19 protein-coding genes and 1 pseudogene are annotated in these 21,558 nt (G+C 51.0%); 1 reads left to right on the plus strand and 19 read right to left on the minus strand.

The genetic code is table 11. The features are described 5' to 3' along the window. From QVO51_RS05165 to QVO51_RS05220, 12 genes and pseudogenes are all read right to left on the minus strand, one after another. Positions 1 to 315 (minus strand): annotated as a pseudogene (locus QVO51_RS05165) (succinate dehydrogenase/fumarate reductase flavoprotein subunit); the annotation flags it as partial. Positions 316 to 327: 12 nt separating this feature from the next. Continuing rightward, positions 328 to 1,002, minus strand: a complete 675-nt coding sequence (locus QVO51_RS05170) for a 4Fe-4S dicluster domain-containing protein (protein ID WP_022357501.1) — start codon at positions 1,000 to 1,002, stop codon at positions 328 to 330. 17 nt (positions 1,003 to 1,019) lie between these two features. Beyond that, complete coding sequence (locus tag QVO51_RS05175; RefSeq protein ID WP_015558162.1) at positions 1,020 to 1,853, minus strand: FAD/NAD(P)-binding protein; 834 nt, start codon at positions 1,851 to 1,853, stop codon at positions 1,020 to 1,022. Beyond that, a complete protein-coding gene (locus tag QVO51_RS05180; protein ID WP_022357502.1) occupies positions 1,846 to 2,871 on the minus strand; it encodes a 4Fe-4S dicluster domain-containing protein in 1,026 nt (341 codons plus the stop codon). The genes QVO51_RS05175 and QVO51_RS05180 overlap by 8 nt, the downstream gene beginning before the upstream one ends. After that, positions 2,864 to 3,859, minus strand: a complete 996-nt coding sequence (locus QVO51_RS05185) for a 4Fe-4S dicluster domain-containing protein (protein WP_022357503.1) — start codon at positions 3,857 to 3,859, stop codon at positions 2,864 to 2,866. The genes QVO51_RS05180 and QVO51_RS05185 overlap by 8 nt, the downstream gene beginning before the upstream one ends. After that, the gene (locus QVO51_RS05190) at positions 3,847 to 4,281 is read right to left on the minus strand and encodes a hydrogenase iron-sulfur subunit (protein WP_015558159.1); all 435 of its coding nucleotides are present in this window, start codon (positions 4,279 to 4,281) and stop codon (positions 3,847 to 3,849) included. The genes QVO51_RS05185 and QVO51_RS05190 overlap by 13 nt, the downstream gene beginning before the upstream one ends. Then, positions 4,272 to 6,266: a CoB--CoM heterodisulfide reductase iron-sulfur subunit A family protein gene (locus QVO51_RS05195; RefSeq protein WP_015558158.1), complete on the minus strand. Its 1,995-nt coding sequence runs from the start codon at positions 6,264 to 6,266 to the stop codon at positions 4,272 to 4,274. Before QVO51_RS05195 ends, QVO51_RS05190 begins: the two co-directional genes overlap by 10 nt. A 16-nt stretch (positions 6,267 to 6,282) precedes the next feature. Next, entirely contained in the window at positions 6,283 to 6,675 is a 393-nt protein-coding gene (locus tag QVO51_RS05200; protein WP_022357504.1) for a 4Fe-4S dicluster domain-containing protein, read from the minus strand. Then, positions 6,665 to 7,471, minus strand: coding sequence for a CoB--CoM heterodisulfide reductase iron-sulfur subunit B family protein (locus tag QVO51_RS05205; RefSeq protein WP_022357505.1), 807 nt, complete (start codon positions 7,469 to 7,471; stop codon positions 6,665 to 6,667). Before QVO51_RS05205 ends, QVO51_RS05200 begins: the two co-directional genes overlap by 11 nt. Positions 7,472 to 7,496: 25 nt before the next feature. Continuing rightward, positions 7,497 to 8,873, minus strand: a complete 1,377-nt coding sequence (fumC, locus tag QVO51_RS05210) for a class II fumarate hydratase (RefSeq protein ID WP_022357506.1) — start codon at positions 8,871 to 8,873, stop codon at positions 7,497 to 7,499. A gap of 21 nt (positions 8,874 to 8,894) precedes the next feature. After that, positions 8,895 to 9,839, minus strand: coding sequence for an L-lactate dehydrogenase (locus QVO51_RS05215; protein ID WP_022357507.1), 945 nt, complete (start codon positions 9,837 to 9,839; stop codon positions 8,895 to 8,897). Between the two features lie 414 nt (positions 9,840 to 10,253). Continuing rightward, a complete protein-coding gene (locus QVO51_RS05220; protein WP_022357508.1) occupies positions 10,254 to 10,697 on the minus strand; it encodes an Hsp20/alpha crystallin family protein in 444 nt (147 codons plus the stop codon). A gap of 774 nt (positions 10,698 to 11,471) precedes the next feature. Between QVO51_RS05220 and QVO51_RS05225 the strand changes: the two genes are divergently transcribed. Next, a complete protein-coding gene (locus QVO51_RS05225; protein WP_022357509.1) occupies positions 11,472 to 12,776 on the plus strand; it encodes a leucine-rich repeat protein in 1,305 nt (434 codons plus the stop codon). Positions 12,777 to 12,834: 58 nt separating this feature from the next. On the opposite strand, the gene QVO51_RS05230 is transcribed toward QVO51_RS05225, so the two are convergent. The 7 genes from QVO51_RS05230 to QVO51_RS05260 form a co-directional block, all read right to left on the minus strand. Then, complete coding sequence (locus tag QVO51_RS05230; RefSeq protein WP_022357510.1) at positions 12,835 to 15,513, minus strand: dockerin type I repeat-containing protein; 2,679 nt, start codon at positions 15,511 to 15,513, stop codon at positions 12,835 to 12,837. Between the two features lie 35 nt (positions 15,514 to 15,548). Continuing rightward, positions 15,549 to 16,145, minus strand: a complete 597-nt coding sequence (locus QVO51_RS05235) for a DUF6935 domain-containing protein (protein ID WP_022357511.1) — start codon at positions 16,143 to 16,145, stop codon at positions 15,549 to 15,551. Between the two features lie 48 nt (positions 16,146 to 16,193). Then, positions 16,194 to 17,159, minus strand: coding sequence for a hypothetical protein (locus tag QVO51_RS05240; RefSeq protein WP_022357512.1), 966 nt, complete (start codon positions 17,157 to 17,159; stop codon positions 16,194 to 16,196). A gap of 245 nt (positions 17,160 to 17,404) precedes the next feature. Beyond that, positions 17,405 to 17,788, minus strand: coding sequence for a response regulator transcription factor (locus QVO51_RS05245; protein WP_022357513.1), 384 nt, complete (start codon positions 17,786 to 17,788; stop codon positions 17,405 to 17,407). Positions 17,789 to 17,987: 199 nt separating this feature from the next. Then, a complete protein-coding gene (locus tag QVO51_RS05250; protein WP_022357514.1) occupies positions 17,988 to 18,620 on the minus strand; it encodes a response regulator transcription factor in 633 nt (210 codons plus the stop codon). Then, positions 18,617 to 19,867: a sensor histidine kinase gene (locus QVO51_RS05255; protein ID WP_022357515.1), complete on the minus strand. Its 1,251-nt coding sequence runs from the start codon at positions 19,865 to 19,867 to the stop codon at positions 18,617 to 18,619. The genes QVO51_RS05250 and QVO51_RS05255 overlap by 4 nt, the downstream gene beginning before the upstream one ends. Continuing rightward, positions 19,864 to 21,525: a histidine kinase N-terminal 7TM domain-containing protein gene (locus tag QVO51_RS05260; RefSeq protein ID WP_022357516.1), complete on the minus strand. Its 1,662-nt coding sequence runs from the start codon at positions 21,523 to 21,525 to the stop codon at positions 19,864 to 19,866. The genes QVO51_RS05255 and QVO51_RS05260 overlap by 4 nt, the downstream gene beginning before the upstream one ends. Positions 21,526 to 21,558 lie beyond the last annotated feature (33 nt).

Raw genomic sequence — 21,558 nt, forward strand, 5'->3', positions numbered from 1 at the left:
GGCAGCAGATGCACCTGCGCCGCCGCCGCCGATGATCAGCACATCCACATCATACTTCACATTGTCCAGATCCACGTCCTTAGCCTGGATCCGGCTGTGAGCCTGGAGCATTTCGCAAAGCTCGTGGGGTACGGATTCTCCCTTGTTGGGACCGATCTGCAGTGTGGCAAATTCACTCTTTTTGTAATCCGGATGGTATGCCGCCAGCAGATCTTCCTTCTCCTGTGCGGTCATGCGCGCCGGCTCATATGCAATATTCGCTTCTCTTGCAGCTTCCACTGCCTTCAGAGATTCCTGAAATTCCTTTGAATACATAACAGCGCCCCCTTACTTCTCAATCTCACGGTTGTTGTAAAGCTCTTTGATCTCCTCAATGGGCTTCTGCATCAGGGATTCGATCAGCTCTGTGAAGGTACCGTCCTTGATCTCCTTGATCCGATCCTCCAGATGCTGGGCCTTGGGGGCTAAGTACTTGCCGTTGAGCCGGCGAGCCAGCATAGCTACCTGGGGATGGGAGATCCCGGCAGGACAGCGGGAGGAGCATACGCCGCACATAACGCAGTCGAAGGATTCCTCAGCACACTTGTCAAATTCGCCCCGCTGTGCATATGCAATATACTGCATGACGTTCAGGCTCTGGGTGCAGCTCTTGGTGCAGGCATTGCAGCCAACACAGGCGTAGATCTCCGGATACAACTGCATCATGATCTGCTCGGTGGGCTTGATCTTTTCCATATCGTAAACCTGCTTGACCAGCGGGAAAAAGGGCAGCGTTGCCACATACATATCGTTCTCCACCTTGGTCTGGCAAGCAAGACAGGTTTTCAGTTCCCGGTCACCCTTGATCCGGTAGATTGTAGCGCATGCGCCGCAAAAACCATTCCGGCAGCCGCAGCCCCGTACCAGCTGATATCCTGCATACTCCATGGCACGCATGATGGTCAGATTGTCCGGAACGCTGTACTGCTTACCGAAGAGGTAAATATTCACCATATTCTCCATTGCAATGTTCCTCCTGATTAATATTCATCCGGCAGCTCGTCGATCTCGTCGCACCGGAACACCGGCCCGTCCTTGCAGACATACTTTGCACCGATGTTGCAGCGACCGCACTTGCCGATGCCGCACTTCATGCGAAGCTCCATGGTGGTGTAGACCTGGGTCTTGTCAAAGCCCAGCTCCTGCAAGCCAGCCAGGGTAAACTTGATCATGATGGGGGGACCGCAGAGCACTGCGATCTTGTCGGTGGAAAAGCCCAGCTCCTTGACGTAGTTAGGCACGAAGCCAACGTGACCGTCCCACTCCGGCTGCTCCCGGTCAATGGTCAGATATACGTTGACACCCGTATCCTTTGCCCACTCGTCAATGATTTCCTTGTAGTCCACCAGATCCTGCATGCTGCGGGAGCCGTACACGATGTCGATCTTGCCGTATCGATCCCGGTAATGGCGGCAGTAGTTGATGACGGAGCGCAGAGGCGCCAGACCGATACCGCCGGCAATAAACAGCATGTCGTGTCCGGCGAAATCCGTATCCACCGGGAAGGGTCTGCCGTAGGGTCCCCGGATGGTGATCTGCTGCCCTACCTCCATGGAATGGAGCCATTCGGTCACGCATCCGCACTTTTTGATGGAAAATTCCATAAACTCTGTATTGGTAGGAGAGGAGGTAATGGAGAACATCGCCTCACCTACGCCCGGAATGGACAGCATCGCACACTGTCCTGGCTTATGCTCAAAGGCCTTTTTCCCCTCCGGTGTTACCACCCGGAAGGTCTTTACATCCGGCGTGTCGATCCGGATATCGGTCACAACGCCCACTACAGGAATAAGCGGCTCCTTGATATCAGTCATTGACGCTGCCTCCTAACTTCTTCATCACCTTGACAATGTTCATCTGGATCGGGCATTTTGCCAGACAGCGACCGCAGCCGACGCAGGAGAACAGTCCGTCATTGTTGGTGGGATAGTATACCAGCTTATGCATAAAGCGCTGACGGAAGCGCTCCAGTTGAGTCAGTCTGGGCTGACCGGCGGACATTTTGGTAAAGTCCGAATACATACAGGAATCCCAGCAGCGGAATCGCTTGACCCCGTGACCGGTGTTGAAATCCTTGATATCGTAGCACTGACAGGTGGGACAAACAAAAGTACAGGTGCCGCATCCCAAACAGGTAGCGGACAGCTCCTTCCACTCGGGCGCATCAAAGAACTTGCTGGTGGTGCCTGCGCCAAACCCATCGGTTTTCAGGTCTGCCAGAGGCAACTTTGCAAGATATGTCCGGGTCTGTGCCTTCTGCGCTTCCACCGGAGTGGGATCCGCATCCTCTGTCAGGCAGGTCAGACTCTCCAGCAGAGCATTGCCCTTTTCAGACTTTGCGTCCAGGTACAGAGCATCCGCCGTCTTATAGCAGACCACATCCCCCTCCGGCTCCGCAGCGTCAATGCCGAAGGTGCCGCAGAAACAGGTCTCCTGGGGTCTGGTGCATGCCAGGGACAGGATGATACCATGCTCCCGGCGGTTCTTGTAATAGGAATCCACAGGCTCTGCAAGGAAAACCCTATCCAGAACCTCAAAGCTCTTCACATCACAGGCCCGCACGCCGAACAGCACGAAATCCTCGCACTCACTGCGGGTGTCGATGACTTCAATGTTCTTGCCCTCCACCTTGAAATCCATCAGATTTTCGGTCTGGGGGAAGAAGAAATCCTTGGCGCTTCTCACCGTATTCAGGGCATCGGACAGCACTGCGCCCTGCTGCCACTTGGTATATTTTGCACCAGCCTTGGTATCCGTGGGCAGATACAGGGTCTTTGCAGACGCAATCTCTGCAAACAGCTGATCCAGCTGATTCAACGTAATTTTACGCATGCTCGCCACCCCTTTCCACTGCTTCGCCCGGCTCCAGATCGTCGGTTCTGTAGTTTACGATGGGGGCACGGCTGCCAACCTCTGCGCCAGCCTGATAATCCCCGTAGAAGTTGTCAATATCCTTGATGAACTTCCGGTTCAGCAGGTGCAGCGGAATATGCTGGGGGCAGACACGGGAACACTCGCCGCAGTCGGTGCAGCGACCAGCCACATGGAATGCCCGGATAATGTGGAACATCTGTTCCTCAAAGGAGGTTGCCGGTGCCTTATTCTCCACACCGGACTGGGGATTATCAAACACGCACTTTTCACAGGTACATGCGGGACATACATCACGACAGGCATTGCAGCGGATGCACCGGGACAGCTCACCCTGCCAGAAGGCATAGCGCTCATCCGGGGTCATGCGTTCGATCTGCTCCACCTCATCGAATCTGTGGCAGTCCAGCACTTCCCCGTCGGAGCCAAGCAACTCGTCATAGGCAACATGCTTCCTGGACTTGCAGTTGACGCACCGATCCGGCAGCAGCTCTGCCCGATCCAATGTTACGGTGCCGTCATACAGGGTTTCCACTGCAACCTTGTCCGGATCCTCTGTGTTCACACGGAGGATGCCCTCTGCGCTGGAGCGGAGTTTTGCCACATCCAGCATGCCATTACAGCCAACACCCACCACATAGACCTTTTCCCGGTCGAAGCGATGCTCTGTCAGCAGCTGATTGAAGCTGTAGGTATCACAGGGCTTGAGGAATACCAGGATCTTGTTTTCGCTTTTCCCTGTTTCGGATACCAGATATTTGGAAAAATTCGCACCGCAAAAATCATTCCAGACGAAATCCTGTTCCAGTTCTTCGCCAGTGTGGAATACAGCGGGCGTAATATCGTAATCGAATTCTCCGGCCTTCCAACCGAGTACACGATCCACTGTGCCGTTTTTCAGCAGTTCGGAAGCCTTGGATACGAGAACTTCACGTTTTACTTCTTGCATCGCAGATCCTCCAGTCTCTTGTTTTCACCAAGCGCCGCAACAGTCTTGGCAAAGTCGTTCATGGTGGCAGCAAACTTTGCGCCCTCAGCTGCGCTGACCCATTCTACACGGGTGCGCTCCTTCTCGATGCCCAGATAGTCCAGCATGGAGAACAGCAGAGCCATACGGCGGCGTGTATAGTAGTTGCCGGATGTATAGTGACAGTCCCCGGGATGGCATCCACAAAGGATCACCCCGTCCGCACCTCTCTGAAAGGCACGGAGAATGAACATGGGATTGACACGGCAGGAACATGGTACACGGATGATCTTGATGTTGGCGGGATAGTTCAAACGATTGTTCCCGGCAAGATCTGCACCGGCATAGGAGCACCAGTTGCAGCAGAAAGCCACGATCAGGGGCTGATACTCGTTTACTTGCATATTGCGTCCACCTCCGCCATAATTTGTTTATTTCTGAAGCCTCTCAGATCCATTGCGCCGGACATGCAGGCAACGGTACATGCACCGCAGCCCTGGCAGACCGCCTCATTGACGGACGCCACACGTCGAACCTTCGTGGTTCTGTCGGGCATTCTGAATTCCTTCTCCACATAGGTGATGGCACCGTAGGGGCAAACCTTCTCACAGGTGGAGCAGCCGTTACACATCATTTCATCCGAATGGGCAATGCAGGGATTGCCGGTAAGCTTATCCTTGCACAGCAGACCGATGACCTTGGATGCAGCAGCGCCCGCCTGGGAAACCGTCTCCGGAATATCCTTCGGGCCCTGACAGGTGCCGGACAGGAATACACCGGCTGTCGGGCTTTCTACCGGACGGAGCTTGGGGTGGGCTTCGGTGAAGAAATCGTTGGTATCCATGCTGGCAGTCAGCATGGTTGCCAGAGGACGGGCGGACTTATCCGGCTCAATGGCAGCAGCCAGAACCACCAGATCCGCATCAATGTGCAGCTGCTTGTTATCCAGCAGATCAGAAGCCTGAACATGCAGCTTCTTCCCCTCCGGCGTTACCTTTCCAACCATGCCCTTGATGTAGTGGACACCGTATTCCTCTACGGCACGGCGGTAGAATTCGTCAAAGTTCTTGCCGGGCGTACGCACGTCAATGTAGAACACATACACGTCCGTATCCGGATACTTGTCACGGATCAGCATAGCGTGCTTTGCAGTGTACATACAGCAAATCTTGGAGCAGTATTCCTTTCCCTTTTCTGCGCATGCGGAGCACCGGGAACCAACGCACTGCACCAGCACGATGGTGTGGGGATGCTCATGGTCGGAGGGGCGAAGCAAAGTTCCCCCTGTGGGACCCGCAGCGTTCATCAGACGCTCCAGTTCCAGAGAGGTGATGACATCCTTGGACTGGGAGTATGCAAACTCATCAAACTTCTCCATAGAGATGGGATTAAAGCCGGTGGCAACCACAATGGCACCGTATTTTTCCTCCACAAACTCGTCCTTTGCCTTATAGTCAATGGCGCCGGCGGTGCACACCTTGGAGCAGACGCCGCACTTGCCAGTTTTCAGCATGGTGCAGTAGTTGGGATCAATGGTCGCAACCTTCGGCACAGCCTGTGCAAAGGGGATGTAAATGGCACGGCGGTTGTCCATGCCCAGATTGAACTCATTGGGCACTTTTTTCTGGGGACACTTTTCGGTGCATGCGCCGCAGCCGGTACATACATCCTCCTTGACGTAACGAGCCTTCCGCTTGATGGTCACATCAAAGTTGCCCACAAAACCCTTCACATCGGTCACTTCAGAGTAGGAGAAGATACGGATCTTCTCGTTCTGTGCCACATCCACCATTTTCGGGGTCAGAATGCAGGCTGCACAGTCCAGAGTGGGGAATGTTTTATCCAGCTGTGCCATCTTGCCTCCGATGGTCGGTTTGGTTTCCACAATATCCACCGGGAACCCTGCGTCTGCAATATCCAGCGCCGTCTGGATGCCGGCAATGCCGCCGCCGATAACCAGCGCACGCTTGGTAACCGGGCTTTCGCCAGGGGTCAGAGGCGCATTCAGATTCACCTTTGCAACCGCAGCCTTTGCCAGGATGATCGCCTTTTCTGTACCGATGGGCATCTCCTTGTGTACCCAGGAGCACTGCTCACGGATGTTGGCGATCTCCACCATATAGGGATTCAGTCCGGCTGCTGCCGCAGTCTTGCGGAACGTAGCTTCGTGCATACGGGGAGAGCAGGAGCAAACCACAATGCCGGTCAGCTTGTTGTCCGCAACTGCCTGCTTGATCATTTCCTGTCCCGCCTGGGAACACATATACTGATAATCGGTGGAGAAAACAACACCGGGTTCATTCTTGATCGCCTGTGCAACCGCCTTCACATCCACCGTACCGGCAATGTTCGTACCGCAGTGACAGACAAAAACTCCAATTCTCTGCATGGTCGTTTCTCCTTTCCTACTTAGAATACTTACGCATAGCACTCATCAGCGCCTGCTGGGGCATATCCTCGTCCACCAGCGCCGGAATATCGTTGGCAGTCATATGGTTTGAACCCTTTTCACGGATCACGGTAAGCCGCAACGCCTCCACCAGCTTTGCCGGCTCCACACCCCGGGGGCATCGATCCACGCATGCAAAGCAGGACAGACACTTATAAATGGAGTCGGACTGCATCAGCGCCTCGATCTCCCCATTCTCTACCATATATACGAACTGGTGGGGATGGTATTCCATCTCGTCATAGGACGGGCAGGTGCCGGAACATTTGCCGCAGCGCATGCACTTGCGGGGATTGACACCGCTCATGCGGAGGATCTGCTCCTTCCGGCGTTCATCTTTATTCAGCATAGGTATCCTCCTTTACGCCCAGCGCTTCCGCCAGCAGTTCAGTGAAGTAAACCACCGGAACCGGACTGCCGTTCTTCACCAGATTGTACTTGCACAGCGGACAGGCGGTCACCATCAGCTCCGCCCCCTGGCTTGCAGCATTCTCGCTGACTGCATTGCTCTTTTTCTTTGCGGACGCAGGATCCTCCAAAGCTACATAGCCGCCGCAGCACTCGTTGCGCCGTGCATAGATCACAGGCTCTGCGCCCAGTGCCCGGATCAGATCCTCCATGATCTGAGGATTCTCCACATCGTCAAACTGCATCACCTTGCCGGGGCGCAGCAGCAGACAGCCGTAGTATGCGGCGATCTTTTTGCCGGTCAGAGGCTTTACCACTGCCTCCTTGATCTTGTCAAAGCCGACCACATCCCGCAGCAGCTCCAGGTAATGATACACCTGGGTCTCCCCTGCATAGGGGGCAGCGGGGTTGGGATCCTGTGCCATGTAACGGTTGACCTTTGCAGCAAAGTCCGCATCATTCTGCATGGCATAATTGGTCTGCTTGATCACATTGTGACAAGCCGAACAAACCGTAACCAAAGGCTGCTCCGCATCTCTTGCTGCTGCAAGGGCACGGACGCTGGACAGCTTGGACGCAATCTCGTCCTTTGCGCTGACGAATACGCCACCGCAGCACTGCCAGTTCTCGATCTCACACAGCTCTACGCCAAGGATCTCGGCGCACTTCCGTGCATAAAAATCAAGCTGCTTTGCCTTTGTACGGAGGGTACAGCCCGGAAAATAACTAACTTTCATCCTTTACCTCCAATACTGCCCGAACTCAGACCATCTGCTCGGGATGGAATACCTCGTCAAACCGCTCTGCTGTCAGGAATCCCAGTTCTACGCATGCTTCCTTCAGAGAGATATTGTCCTTAAATGCCTTCTTTGCTGTCTTTGCTGCATTCTCATAGCCGATGTAGGGGTTCAGCGCTGTTACCAGCATCAGAGAATTATGCAGATTATGATACATCTTATCCTTGTTTGCGGTAATGCCCACTGCGCAGTTCACGTTGAAGGATACGATGGCTTCCGCCAGCAGCCGAGCGGACTGGAGGAAGTTGTATGCTGCAACCGGCATGAATACATTCAGTTCAAAGTTGCCCTGGGATGCTGCCATGCCAACTGCCACGTCGTTACCCATTACCTGTACAGCAACCATGGTAACAGCCTCACACTGGGTGGGGTTTACCTTGCCGGGCATAATAGAGGAGCCGGGCTCATTTTCCGGAATGTGGATCTCGCCCAGACCATCCCGGGGACCGGATGCCAGCCAGCGCACATCATTTGCGATCTTCATCATATCGCAGGCAGTTGCCTTGATGGCACCATGTGCAAATACCAGCTCATCCTTAGAAGTCAGCGCATGGAATTTGTTTTCAGCAGTGATAAAGGGCTTGCCGGTCAGCTCCGCAACCTTCTTTGCCACCAGCTCGGAGAATCCGGCAGGCGCATTCAGACCGGTGCCCACTGCGGTGCCCCCCAGTGCCAGCTCATGCAGGGGCTTCACTGCCAGCTGCAGCAGCTCCACATCCTTTTCCAGGCTTGCACGCCAGCCGGAGATTTCCTGGCTGAACTTGATGGGAGTCGCATCCTGCAAATGGGTTCTGCCGGACTTGACTATGCCCTCGTTTTCCGCTTCCAGGCGGCGGAAGGTTTCAATCAGGGTGCCCACTGCCGGCAGCAGCTTATCTTCAATGGCAAGCACTGCGGAAATGTGCATAGCGGTGGGAAATGTGTCGTTGGAGGACTGGCTCATATTGATGTCATCGTTGGGGTGGCAAAGCTTTTCGCCGGCGATCTGGTTTGCCCGGTTTGCAATGACCTCGTTGGCGTTCATGTTGGACTGAGTGCCGGAACCGGTCTGCCATACCACCAGGGGGAAATGATCGTTGAGAGATCCGGAGATCACCTCATCGCATGCCTGAGAAATAGCAGCCAGCTTCTGGGCAGTCATCTTTTCCGGCTTCAGTTCAGCGTTCGCCAGAGCGGCAGCCTTCTTGAGAATGCCGAAAGCGTGGGTAATCTCCCGGGGCATGGTTTCAATGTCCACACCGATCTTGAAGTTCTGGTGACTCCGCTGGGTCTGTGCAGCCCAAAGCCGATCAGCCGGAACCTTCATTTCGCCCATAGAATCGTGTTCAATCCGATATTCCATCGTGAAAATACCACCTTTATCTTAAATTTCCAGATTCTTAATTACATCCCTCAGCGTATCCGCACTCAGCCGCAGCTTTGCAACTTCCTCGTCAGTCAAAGGCACATTCACCTTTCCACGAATCCCATCGTCGCCTACCAGATTCAGCGTACTCAGACAGACATCATCAATGCCATATTCCCCGTGCATCATGCTGGAAACAGTCATTGTGGTATCCACGCCGCCCAGCAGGCACTTGCAGATGTGGCATACGGAAATAGAAACCGCATAGAAGGTGGCACCCTTCCGGGCAATGACTCTGCCACCGGACTTTCTGACATACTGCTCAATGTCCACAAAATCCAGCTTGGGCTTTTCGATGCCGGGTGTGGTGATCAGCTTGTCGCACTCCAGGATCGGCACGTTGGAAATGTTGGCTACAGACCAGGGAATGAAGGAGGAGTCCCCATGCTCACCGAATACATATGCGTGTACATTGCTCTGGCTGATGTTGTAGTACTCAGACAGTCTTGCACGCAGACGGGCAGTATCCAGAATCGTACCCGAACCGATGATCCGGTTTTCCGGCAGGTCGGAGAACTTGTGGAATGTGTAGGTCAGAATATCTACCGGATTACTTACTATAATATAAGTAGCGTTGGGTGCATGTCTGGTGATTTCCGGGATAATGCTCTTGGTAATGTTGACATTGGTCTGCGCCAGCTCCAGACGGGACTGACCAGGCTTTCTTGCAATACCGGATGTCAGGATCACAATGTCCGAATCCTCTGCATCCACATAGCTGCCTGCGTAAATGGAGCAGGGGCTGCAGAAGGGGGTGCCCTGTCTGATATCCAGCGCTTCGCCCAGAGCCTTTTCGCTGTTGATATCAATCATGACGATTTCGGACGCCATTCCCATAATGGCCAGAGAGTACGCAATGGTGGAACCAACGCTGCCGGTTCCGATGATGGAGATTTTGTTCATAAGTACACACCTTCCCAATAATACATATCGTGAATATTATAACACACTTCGACAGAATATGCAATCACTAATTTTTCATATGAAGCCATGTCGAAGTGTATATGTGCCGCAAATGCCGGTTTTGCGGCATTTCCACTGGATCAGCACAAGAAAGCAACGCAGAAAGCGCCGTTCCAATGCCCGCGCTACAATCTTTGTGCGATGTTGCTCTCATTATATTTGTTCAACATGTTCCTGTCAAGCATGCAACAGGATACGGATTGAGAATCTGTATTCTCACTAAAATAGAATGTCTGTCGGTGCATGGAATGCCGCACATTGTTTTCACAGCGTCACTCTACAAAAAATCCCCGAAGCCGTTCCATCGAACAACTTCGGGGATTCTTATTTCAGAAGTCAAAATTCAGCGGGGCATTATCCCTCAATGGCGATATACTTGTGACCCTCCACTTTCTTGGGCTCTGCCTTCGGCACGGTGATATGCAGAACACCGTCCTCAAACTTTGCCTTTACATCCGCTTCCTTCACAGCATCGCCCACATAAAAGCTTCTCTGCATAGCACCTGCGTAGCGCTCCTGACGGATCATTTTGCCTTCTTTGGTTTTTTCGTCCTTGTCAAGGCCCTTTGCAGCACTGACGGTCAAATACCCATCCCGCAGCTCCAGATTGATCTGATCCTTCTTGAAGCCCGGCAGATCGATCACGATTTCATAGTGGTCATCGTGCTCATGCACATCGGTTTTCATAACCTGTGCAGCGTGCTTGCCGTAGAGCTTCTTCTCCACATCTCTGCCAAAGTCAGGGAATCTGAAGAAATCATCGAACAAGTTTTCACCAAAAATGCTAGGATACAACATAGGTCAGTCCTCCTTATACTCATCACATGCTTTTATGATACTGAGCAAGGGCACGGAGGTTCAGCACCGGAATCCTTTGGTGCTGCTCTGTTCCTTTGTTCTGTTTATAGTATAGCACGGAGGATTAGCACTGTCAAGTAGAGAGTGCTAATTTTCACACAGTTTTCATTTTTTCACAGAATTGTCACATGAATGGCATCACAGCAAGACGTTGCAGCCTTGGTGCGCAGTTTACCGGTAGGTTCATCCGCCAAAGCATAACCCTGCATTACCAGGCTGAACATTTCATTCCAATTCCGGGCGTACTCTTTTCTGAACAGTTTTTCACTTGTACCGGAAATTTTTTTCAGAATATCCCTTGACAAATTTTGAGTCAAGGGATATAATGGAGAGTAAAGAAAGGATCAGAATTCTATCCGGATCTTTTCTGTTCTAGGGAGTGTTGACACTAAGATAATATGCAGATTTTCGAGCATAAATTTTACGTAGACAAGGCAAAAAGTCGCAGGCAGGCTGTCGCCTGTCAAGACTTTTTAACGCAGAATGCGTGAAATTTTGCCGAAAAGATGCGTTGTTAGGCTTAGTGTCAACACGACCTAAATATAGGGGGTGGTACCAAAAGAATAGTAAGCGCAAACCCAAACAAAAGGGTGATCTATTTGTCTGAAGTAGAACGATATCGATGACATCAACAGATATCTGGCGCACATGATTTCATGCTTCTATTGGACCGCTGAAGACCACACCCGAACTGTAGATTGGAGGTCTTAATATATGAAAAAACGTGTAAAATCCGCAATTGCCCTTCTTAGCGCCCTGGCAACGCTCTCCTGCGGAGCTTTATCCGCTTCCGCCGGGAATTTAACGAAAGAGCAGCTGATTGAAAAATACGGATACCGCTGCAACATCACCGATCAGGTCACAATTGGAGGCAATGAAAAATGGGCTGCTTTCGAGATTAAGGATGCCGGAGCAAATATCAGCGAAACCATCGCCTCCGGCGTGGAAAATGGGATTTGCTATGATGAACTGGCTGATGGTTCAGTGTGTATCACCGGTCTGGACTTTGATGTGTTCCCTTTGGACGCTACAGTTCTAACAATTCCGGAGGAAATCCACAATAAGCCCGTCAAAGTGATTGGATCCAATGCATTCCAAGAGCTGTATCGCACCTTGCCGGAACTCCGGGAAATTATTCTGCCGGACTCCATTGAAATTATTTCAGATTATGCCTTTTACAATGTTTTCTGTGACTTTAAAACCAGCCGTTCTATGACAAAAGCAGAGAAAGCTCCGTATCGCATCAATCTGCCGAAAAACGTCGTCTTTATCGGTTACATGGCGTTTGCAGAAAATGGATTCTCCATTGTCAATGCACAGCAACAGAACCATGTTCTTACGTTACCGGAAAGCCTGGAATACATCAGCAGCTATGCATTCAGCGGTGAAATCGGTTCCAGAGTTTATGGACTGATTGAAGTCGATATGCCGGACTCTCCGGTCTTCATGTCCGATACCACATTCCATTCCTGGTCTATATTCCGAACACGAATGTTTATATGCTCGTCTGTGATCGAGGCAAATACGCACAACGTTGTTTTCGCCGATGACATTCCTACAGAAGATCTTCCGCTTTTGCAGTCTGCTTTCAACTTCGGGTTCTTAAACGGTGAATACAATATTGTTTCCATGGTGGATATGTTCCGGGATTATATCCAGGAACATAATCTGGATGTAGAATATCACGATTACATCCAAACCATCGATTATTTCGATATGTATACTTCGCCCGATGGGACTCATCTTTCCATTGACTACTACCGGGATCTAGCTGCACGGAATGCACCGGATCTTTTGAATGCAGCCACTAAGCCGGCTCCTGCGGTCACTCTGCTTGGCGACGTAAACCTGGATGACGCAGTGAACATTAAGGACGCCGTGCTGATCAGCCGCATGGTCGCAGAGGATGCAGCTGTCACGCCGCTGGTTCCCGGTGCACAGAACGCCGACATCAACCAGGACAACCTGGTCACAGCGGATGACGTCATGACCATTGTACAGAAGCTTTGCTTCAAATAAAAATCTTTCTATGCGCACAAATCCCTCTGGCAGGATCCTGTCAGAGGGATTCTTGTTGTTATGCATCAATCAGCAGCATGCGCTTGAGTCGATACAGGTCAGTACCATTCAGAGTACCGTTGCCGTCCAGATCTCCAAGCCGTCCATTGGTGACAGTGCCAGACTGAATGAGCCATCTTTGCAGCATCAGCAGATCCGCAACAGTTACTGCTCCGTCCTCGTTCACGTCTCCTGCAACACCTACGGTGATAACTGCTTTATCCGAGGTGATGTACCCCAATTCATTGAGTGCATCACAATAAACAGTTTCTCCGTCCCAAAACTCAGAAACATTGTACAGCGTCAATGTGCGACCGTTGCTTTTATATTCCAACAGTTCTTCATTATCTATCTGATCCCATTCATAATTGGTAAAAGACCAGCGAAATTCATCTGCATACAAAGTTTCATAAGTAAAAGACGTAGTGCCGCCAGGCGCAACAATCACATTTTTAAGCTGAGATGATTCTGCCGGCGGTTTGACAATAATGTTAAAATATGCTGTGTGAGAGGTGACACCGCCATCCTTGCCTTTGATCCATACATGTACCGCTTTGTTCAAAAACCAGGAACTGACACCATAAATCTGAAATGTACTTTCTTCAAAGCTGTTGACGCCAGAGCAGTGTGCCAATACAGTTTCTCTGGAATAGGGCTGCTGCGTTTCATCTTCTACATCAAATATTTCCCATTCATAACGCACGGCACCAATTGCTTCTACAGAGAACCTTGCATCATTGCCCGAAATCAAAGTTACATTCTGAGGTTGTTTCGTGATTATAGGAACTGATTTTTCAATCGTCAGGCGGTTTTCGCCAAATATGAATGCTTCTGTGTTGAGATCAATCACCACACCATTACCCGTGGCCCTCATGCCATTGCTGTTCTTGTCCGGAAGAATGTCTTTCAACGGAAACTTTACGTTGGACCGTATTCCGGTTGTCCCAGAAAATGTCCCGTTGTAGACTGTGATATTCATGTTTTCCATATCAGAAATCACCATTGCCCCCTGTTGGGCTTCTCTGGGATTCCTGCTTTTGAAAGAACCGTTCCAAATAGTAACCTGTCCGGCTGATTGCAGGAACAAGCCCTGCTTTGCTCCGTAAAAGCTACCGCCATATATGGTCAGATCACCAGTGCTGTTCATCATAACGGCACAATTCTGGGATTTTGAAGAAGAAGATGTTTTTTCGTAGCGGTCGAACTCGCCGTCATGAATCACTGCACTCGCATTGTCTCCAATGTACAATCCGTTATCCCAACTGCCAATATATCCGTTGTTAACTGTTAGCTGTGCATCATTCCGTACAGCAATGCCACAAGCCGTGCCTGCATATCTGCCGCCATTGATAACAGCTGTGCCACCGTCAATCAGAATTGCTGCTCCACGGGTGCTTCCACTGGACGAGAACGAATCAATCATATTGCAGTAATATCCCCCATCGATCTGCAGATTTCCTTCGGAAATGACCATGGGTTGCCCGTAAGCCATACCTTCGTAGGGCGTAAAACCGCTCACATTCGTCAGGCGCAGAGTACCATTTTCCCCAACCCGGAACAAGCAGGATGTACGGGCCAAACTACGAAATTGCATATTGTAGTCATTTACTGGAATGCCTGTCAGCTGTGTGCTGAAAATTCGCAGTTTACCCTGCCGGATGTCAAATAGGGCATCATCATACCTACCTGTGTCCCGAATCACACTACAACTATTCAAGTTGATCGTGATGTCAGCATCCGGATCATCCAGAACCAACATATTATCAGTGTCCATGTCTTCTTGATATATCCATGTATTTGCAGAACTTTTCGACTTTAAGGTGATCCACTGCTTTCCACCCTTAGCGAGTGCCGCCTGCAGTTCTTCGTAACTGGAAACAATGGTCTGCTCAGAAACAACAGGAGCCTTTATAGTATCATACACATACTCACAAGAATCGCATGTTTTCTTCCAAATGCCTTCCCGATTTTCAGTTGCACTCTGTTTGCATGTCCATTTTTCAAGCATGCCATGGATGATGCTGTGACTGCGAACGGTATCTACCAGTTTAATTTCACATTCAGGGCATGTTTTCCAATGGTTCTGATCATCAAATGCGCAACTGGAACTTTCAGTATGCATATGTCCCCTGGGTGAGCAAATCAGGGAACCTGTGTCAATGTACATCAGGGAATCGTTTATTGTCATGCCAGAGGGCAGGTCTACTGAGCCGCCAAGCTCATCCATAAGATCTTTACAGCTTGTCAGATAGACTGTGTCTGCATTCAGCTGCTGCATTGTTGCAGAATCCACCAGAGTAGCGGTTGCCTCATCATCTATGGATACTGAGACATTTTTGATCATAAAATAGATGCGTTGGTAGTACATTTTCCCGTCTTCAAAGTCATACAGCGTGTTAAAATCCCTACTGTTCACGAACGTATACATCCATTCAATAAACTCTGTGCCATCATCCCACTGTTCCGTATCCTCAACATTTTTCCATTCACATCCCAGATAGGTGAGATCTAAAGAATCAGTACTTTCAAACTCTTGCGGTGCCTCCGGCACTTCTCTGACTCTTGGATATGTAATGGTCAGGGAAATGTCGTAGTTATTTTCCGCACTGATCGGCAGACCCTCTGTCCCCACAACACCATACAGCATACCAAAAGATAAAAATAAGCTCAACAACTGTTTTGCAATTTTTTTCTTCATACTCTTTCCTCCATTCTATTGTATACTACTCTGGATCATCTGCCAGAAGCGCTCCCATCCTGCCCGCATGCCCAAGGATCCGCTGCTTTTGGAAGACGCACACCGGTCAGCAGATATTGCTCCCACAAGAACCACTTACCATCCTGACCACGCTGGCGGAGCTTTACCGGGCGTGGACTGTCCGCACCGCCGCAGGGGATGAACAGCTTCATATATCCAGCTTCTTCCTCGGAAAAATGACCGCATTCCACGGTAATTGTGTAGGGCTGTGCCGGCGTGTAGCCATTGTCCGGCGTTGCACCGGCAAAATAGGTATACGGCAGATAGGTTTTGCCGCCACGGAACCGATCGTTTAGAAATGAGATTTCCTGACCGTTCAGCGGACGGGGTCCTCTGAGCCAGTTGAGCATTTCTATGCCCCTGTTCTTATCAGCTGCATATGCGCAGAGCGCCAGTACCGTCATCACCGCCGTTTGATAGGGCGTACTGAGATTAGCTTCCGGAAACGCCTGCATTTGCGCAAGGTTCTCCGGCAGCACAGTAAAACGAAAGGTTTCCCGTTGGAATCCAGCAGATTGTGCAGTACCGCCTGCTGCCTGCGGTGTGGTGCTCAGACCGTCATAAATAGGCATATTTTCTCTCCTCCCGGATCTCATCATCGGATCCATGTGCAATTTCTGTCATCCACCCAGCGCCGTCCATGTATCAGTTATGGCATCATAGGAATAAATCAGATTATCGCATACGCCATAATACAATTCCCGGACAAACTGATCCTCGTGATCCGTACCCAGAGCAAAGATCCAGCATGAGTGCCCATCAATGACCTGAATTTGACCGGTGTATTGCAGAGTCATGCCCAGATTCATATAGGACTGCACCTCGTCCGCTTCTAACAAAACGCCGTATGCAATCATGACATCATCCTGCGTTTCGTTGCCATCCGTATACATGGAAAAATCATAGCAATCCAGATTTCCAAGCCTGCCATCCTTGCCGGAAATCATCGGATTCACAAAAAGGCGCTCGTCCCCCGTCTGAATTGCGATGGATACATTAGAGTGTACCTCGCTCATATTGCAATACAGCAAAAAGCAGTCTGTGCCCTTTCCTTTATACAGGGGCTGCTCCGTATGTACGTCGTATGTTCCCTCCTCGTTTACATCCGCCGGATAAACGGATGCACTCCGGTCTTTTCTCGTGGTGACGACTGCGTACAGCTCTGCGCCGTCTGCATCAACCAAGGGCGCATCACAGAGAAAGGCATACGCTTCCGCATACGGGCTGCCTTCCAGATAGATGCGGATCTCCTCCTCCGTCCTCTCAGCACCAACATATCCAATGTATGCAATGCCCACCTGATAGCCGCTTTCATCAATGCTCGTATGCAAGCCCAGAAGCTGCGAATCCGTTTCTTCTGTCGGTTCACACGAGTCCAAAGGCTCCGTCCCCTCCGTTGGCTCGCTGGATTCTACAGGCTTCGGATCCATCCGTTCTGCTGTCGTGGATGCGGCAACAGAAGAACCGCTGCCGGATACTGCAGATTGTTTGGCGGAGCTTTCATGCGTCTCCGCCCCGCATCCTGAACACATAACCAGTCCAAAAAGCAATGTAATCACGAATGCAGCAGCTTGTCTGAATCTCATACTAACCACCTCCTAATTCATTTCAAGAACGCAACTCATTCAGCCAGATGTCCTCTACGCCACTATTTCCATTTTACAGCACACCTTACGGCAGAGATAGTTTCCGTCCGCCAGCTTCTGGGACTGAAATATATTGATGGATGCCCCACAAATTGCACAAGTATTTTCCGTAATCATGACCCACTTCATTCTGAACCTGTTGCGAAAACAGGAGTGGCAACAGTACCATTATATCTGACCGACTGTTACATGCTGTCGACAACCGAAGCAAAATAATTCTCAGACACCGAGCCAAACAAAAAGGCATCGATCAGCCCTTCACGCTTTGCCTGCCGCACATGTTCCGTCAGATCGTAATCGCTTTCATCATCTACAAACAAAATAATGCGGCAGTCGGGATTACTTTGCCGAAGCTTTTCACGAATCTTCATCCGCTCGGAAAACATCCAGGGAGAATACGCCTTGACCTCCATCAGCAGCACATTGGGTTTGTGCACCTTGCACCACTCGGCGGTGGAATCCGGCGACTCGGAGACCACCACCTGGTAATCCTCCAGCTTCTGCATCAGCATGCGTTCCATGTTGTGGGCATGAATACCGCTTTGCATGTCTAACACCATTTTTCTCATGTTTGCATCACCGCCTTTTGCAATTACGAGTCTATACAGGCAATACGCACAGAAATTGTACGGTGCTGCCTATCTATTATTGTACTGATTTTTCCCCTTTTGTCACTGTCACTTGTGACAGTAACCGAGGAAAAACCCCCTCATTTTCAAAAAGCCGGGACAAAAAATCCCCCTGCGCCATAAAGCGCAAGGGGAAGCTTCATGCTTCTTCTTTTAAGGTGGTAACCATCAGCTTGTTTTCAATGGCAGTGGCAACCAGAGCCTCCCTGTTCTCAAATCCGCCTTTTTCCACCATATCATCCAGCGCCCAACGGACGCCTCGCTTGGTAATGCCCAGCTTGTCGGCGATTTCCTGATAGGTAAGCCCACGAATGTACCACCGCAGAATGCTCAGTTGACGGGGAGAAAACTGATCGGACATAGTATCCTCCATCTCCACCGCAGGCGCAGTGTCCGGAAAAACGTGTTCTCCGGCAAGGGTGCGCCGGATCACATCCAAAAGCTCCGCCGTTCCATGATCCTTATACCACAGACTATCCGCAACGCCCGTTCTGGCTTTTGTCAGCACCTCCGGATCCACAAGGGAGGTCACCACCAGAATCTTCACATTGGGAAACGCCTGCTTGATTCGCCCGGCAGCAGCAAGACCGGAATGCTTATGCTGGGTCTGCACATCCATCAAAATCAGCTGTACAGTGCGATCGCAGTGTCTTTCAGCCTCAAAAGCGTCACGGTACACGCCAACAAGACGGAATCCACCATTCGCCTCCAGCCGCTCGGCAAAATATTTTTGAATATACAGATCGTCTTCTACTAGTATCGTTTGGATCATAAGTCGTTCTCCTTTTCCGGAAGCGTAATGAGCAGGGCAAAGCATGGCTTGTATGCCGTATACATTTCGCCGCATGCTGCTTCGATGCTTCGGCGAAGGGAGGTAAGCCCGCTGCCCTCCCGAATAGGCTCTGTAGGAATGGTGCCGTTGTTGGTGATGGTAATATCATACAGACCATTCCGCTGAACGATGTGGATCTGCACCAGACTGCCGCCGGCGTGCTTGACACAATTGGTTACACATTCCTTTGCTGCAGTAACAATCAGTTGCTCAACATTGGAATCCGGCGGCAGATAGCCCTCCACCTGAACCGTGACACCCAGAGCCTTTGCCGATTGTTTCACCTGCTCCATGGAGCCGCAGGGGGAAGTACGGTCACTGGTCAGCACCCCTACTGCCTCCTGCAAAGATGCAATCTTCTGATCGGTGTCCTCACCGCTGGCGATGATGTCACGAATGGTAAGCAGGCTTCTGCCAATGGTATCGTGAATGTGAATTTTCAGATTCAGGCTTTCCTTCTCTTTGATGTCATCCGCCATACGCTCGTACATTTTTTTCAGCTTTTGATTGACCTGTCGGAGCTGTTGATTGATCTCTCCCTGCCGAACGTTTCCAAGATACAGCTCGGTTACATTGTGGGCAGTCATCTGTCGCCAACGATCATTGCCGTCCACGATAATGGCTTGGGTACGGAACTGCCAGACGGTTTGATCCGGCAGAATGTAGCAATCGCCTCTCACGGTAACAGTGCTGCTCGGATGCGCCAAAGCATTTTCCAGATCCTGAACAATTTGCAGCTCATGACCGCAAAGTGCAAAGGAAAGCTGCCGCATCCGGTTGTTGCACAGAATCATGCGGCCGTCCGGGTCAGCAAAGCAGATACCCATAGGGAGCTTATCAGTGGCCTCTTTAATAGAGAAGGGAGACAACTCATTTTTGCGGCGGCGGTATTCTCTCGGAAATGCAATGGCAAAGTGCAGTGCCGCAAGGACAATAACGATCACAAAAAACAACCATGCTGCATGGATCAAAAAGGCATCCTTGCCCGCATTGGGATCTCCCTGGGTCACAGAAAGGAGTAGCGTGACTAAAATCCCGAACGGCACAACGCAGGGCAGACTCCGCAGCGGCATCCGCCTATGCAGGAGCTGATACAAAAACAAGCCAAGCTCCAGCACCGCTTCACAAAAGAGAATCAGTGGGATCACGGTTTGCCAAACAGCGGGAATTGCAGAGAAGGGGCTCATGGCGCACCTCCTTCCGGGAAAAAGAGGATACACTGATAGTCATCCTCCCCCTCCGACTCGTATCGGACACCGGGACGGTCAGCGAGTGCTGACAAATCGCTTTTGCAGCATAGATACAAGGAGAAGCGGAGCGTTCCTGCATTGGTAAGACTCACTTGAACGCTTTGCAGATGCTCAAGATCGGCTTCGATGACCTGTTCATAAAAATCGAAAATTGCCGCTGCCGTCCTGCCGGAAAGCATGGGATCCCCACTTTCCATATACAGCGTACTGCGGACGTGCAGCAACTTCAGCGTTTGCAGGGATTCGGACACAGCCCGTTCCAATTCGCTGACAGCAACCTTATAATCCCGGTCAGCAAGCAGCGTCAGATGCTTCCGACGCTTGATATAGCTGCACAGCACAGCGATTTCCCCCAGCAATGTTTTCGCCTGTGCCGGATCGGCTTTAGATGCCGTCCGGTATTCCTTCGTCAGTACAGCAATGCGGTCAATCTGGGTTTGGGTAACCGATTGCAGCAGATCGTAAAGCCGGTTTTGTTCCTCCACCTTCCGGTGCTTTGCCTCACGCTTATACTCATACCGCAGCAGGTCATTGCGTTCCTTGAGTTCCTCTGCAAGGCTTTCGGATTCCTCCTTCACAGCCAGCAATGCGGACACATCCTCCGTCCATACGGCATAGCCACCGCTGATGGGCATGGTATGAACCGTCAGACCATTTCCTGTCGGAACGGGATGGTTCACCGCCTGTTTCATTGTGGTCAGCGAAATCGGCTCCGTGTTTCGTGCAGCATAGCAAACGAAAAAATCCTGATCGGTGATTTCCGCAGAGGTGCCTACAGAGGCGGCAAACAGTTCCCCATAGCGGCTGTTAGAATGGATGAATCCGCAGGAAATACAGGCTTCAAAGCAGAGCATATACATAAAACTCTGAAAGGCAGTTACATCCCCAAGCAGGGCTTTCAGCCAGGGCACACCGGCATAGTTCAGCGCAAGGTAGGTCAGGGAGATTGCCAGCGGAAGCACCGGCCACAGGCGTCGCCTGCCGTTTTTGATCCGGCACTGAAGGAGCATGGCGATCAGCGCTGCTACTCCGCAAAACACCTGCCAGCCGATCACGGCAAAATATCCGATGCCATAGCCGTAATTCGTGTCTGTCCACGGAGCAGCATCCTGGGGAAAGGTGAATACCAGCTGGTGCAGGTCATTGGTCAGCACCAGCAGAAGAAGCGCACCGGAAATCAACCAAAGCACGGCAGTCGATCCAGGTAGGCGATAGGTATCCGGCTTTCCAAGAGACATGGCGATCAGCAGTGCCAGCATGGGCACGAACAGCATAGGCAGATAAAACAAGTACCACAGATATCGTATGGGGATCGGCTGCCAGAAAATAAAATACTTTGCCGAACGAAAAACAAACCACAGGATCAGTAGCACCGACACACTGGTCAGATAACGTCTCACCTGCTTTTGCACAATACGCTGACGAACGGAAAGCCCCCAGGCAGCGTACACGCCGATATAGATAAAGCTGCGCAGGTAAGAAAAAAGTGTGGGGTAAAAGCTGCCCCTGCCGATGAGACGGAATAAGTATGCCAAAGCAACGGAGAGCAGAACAATACCGCTGGTTGTACATTTCTTTTTCAACTGATTTGTCATGCTTCTCCCCTCTTTGTCGTGTAAGAAATCCAT

The organism is Ruminococcus sp. CAG:379, from assembly GCF_000434255.1.
In the GTDB taxonomy this organism is placed as follows: domain Bacteria; phylum Bacillota; class Clostridia; order Oscillospirales; family Ruminococcaceae; genus Ruminococcus_F; species Ruminococcus_F champanellensis.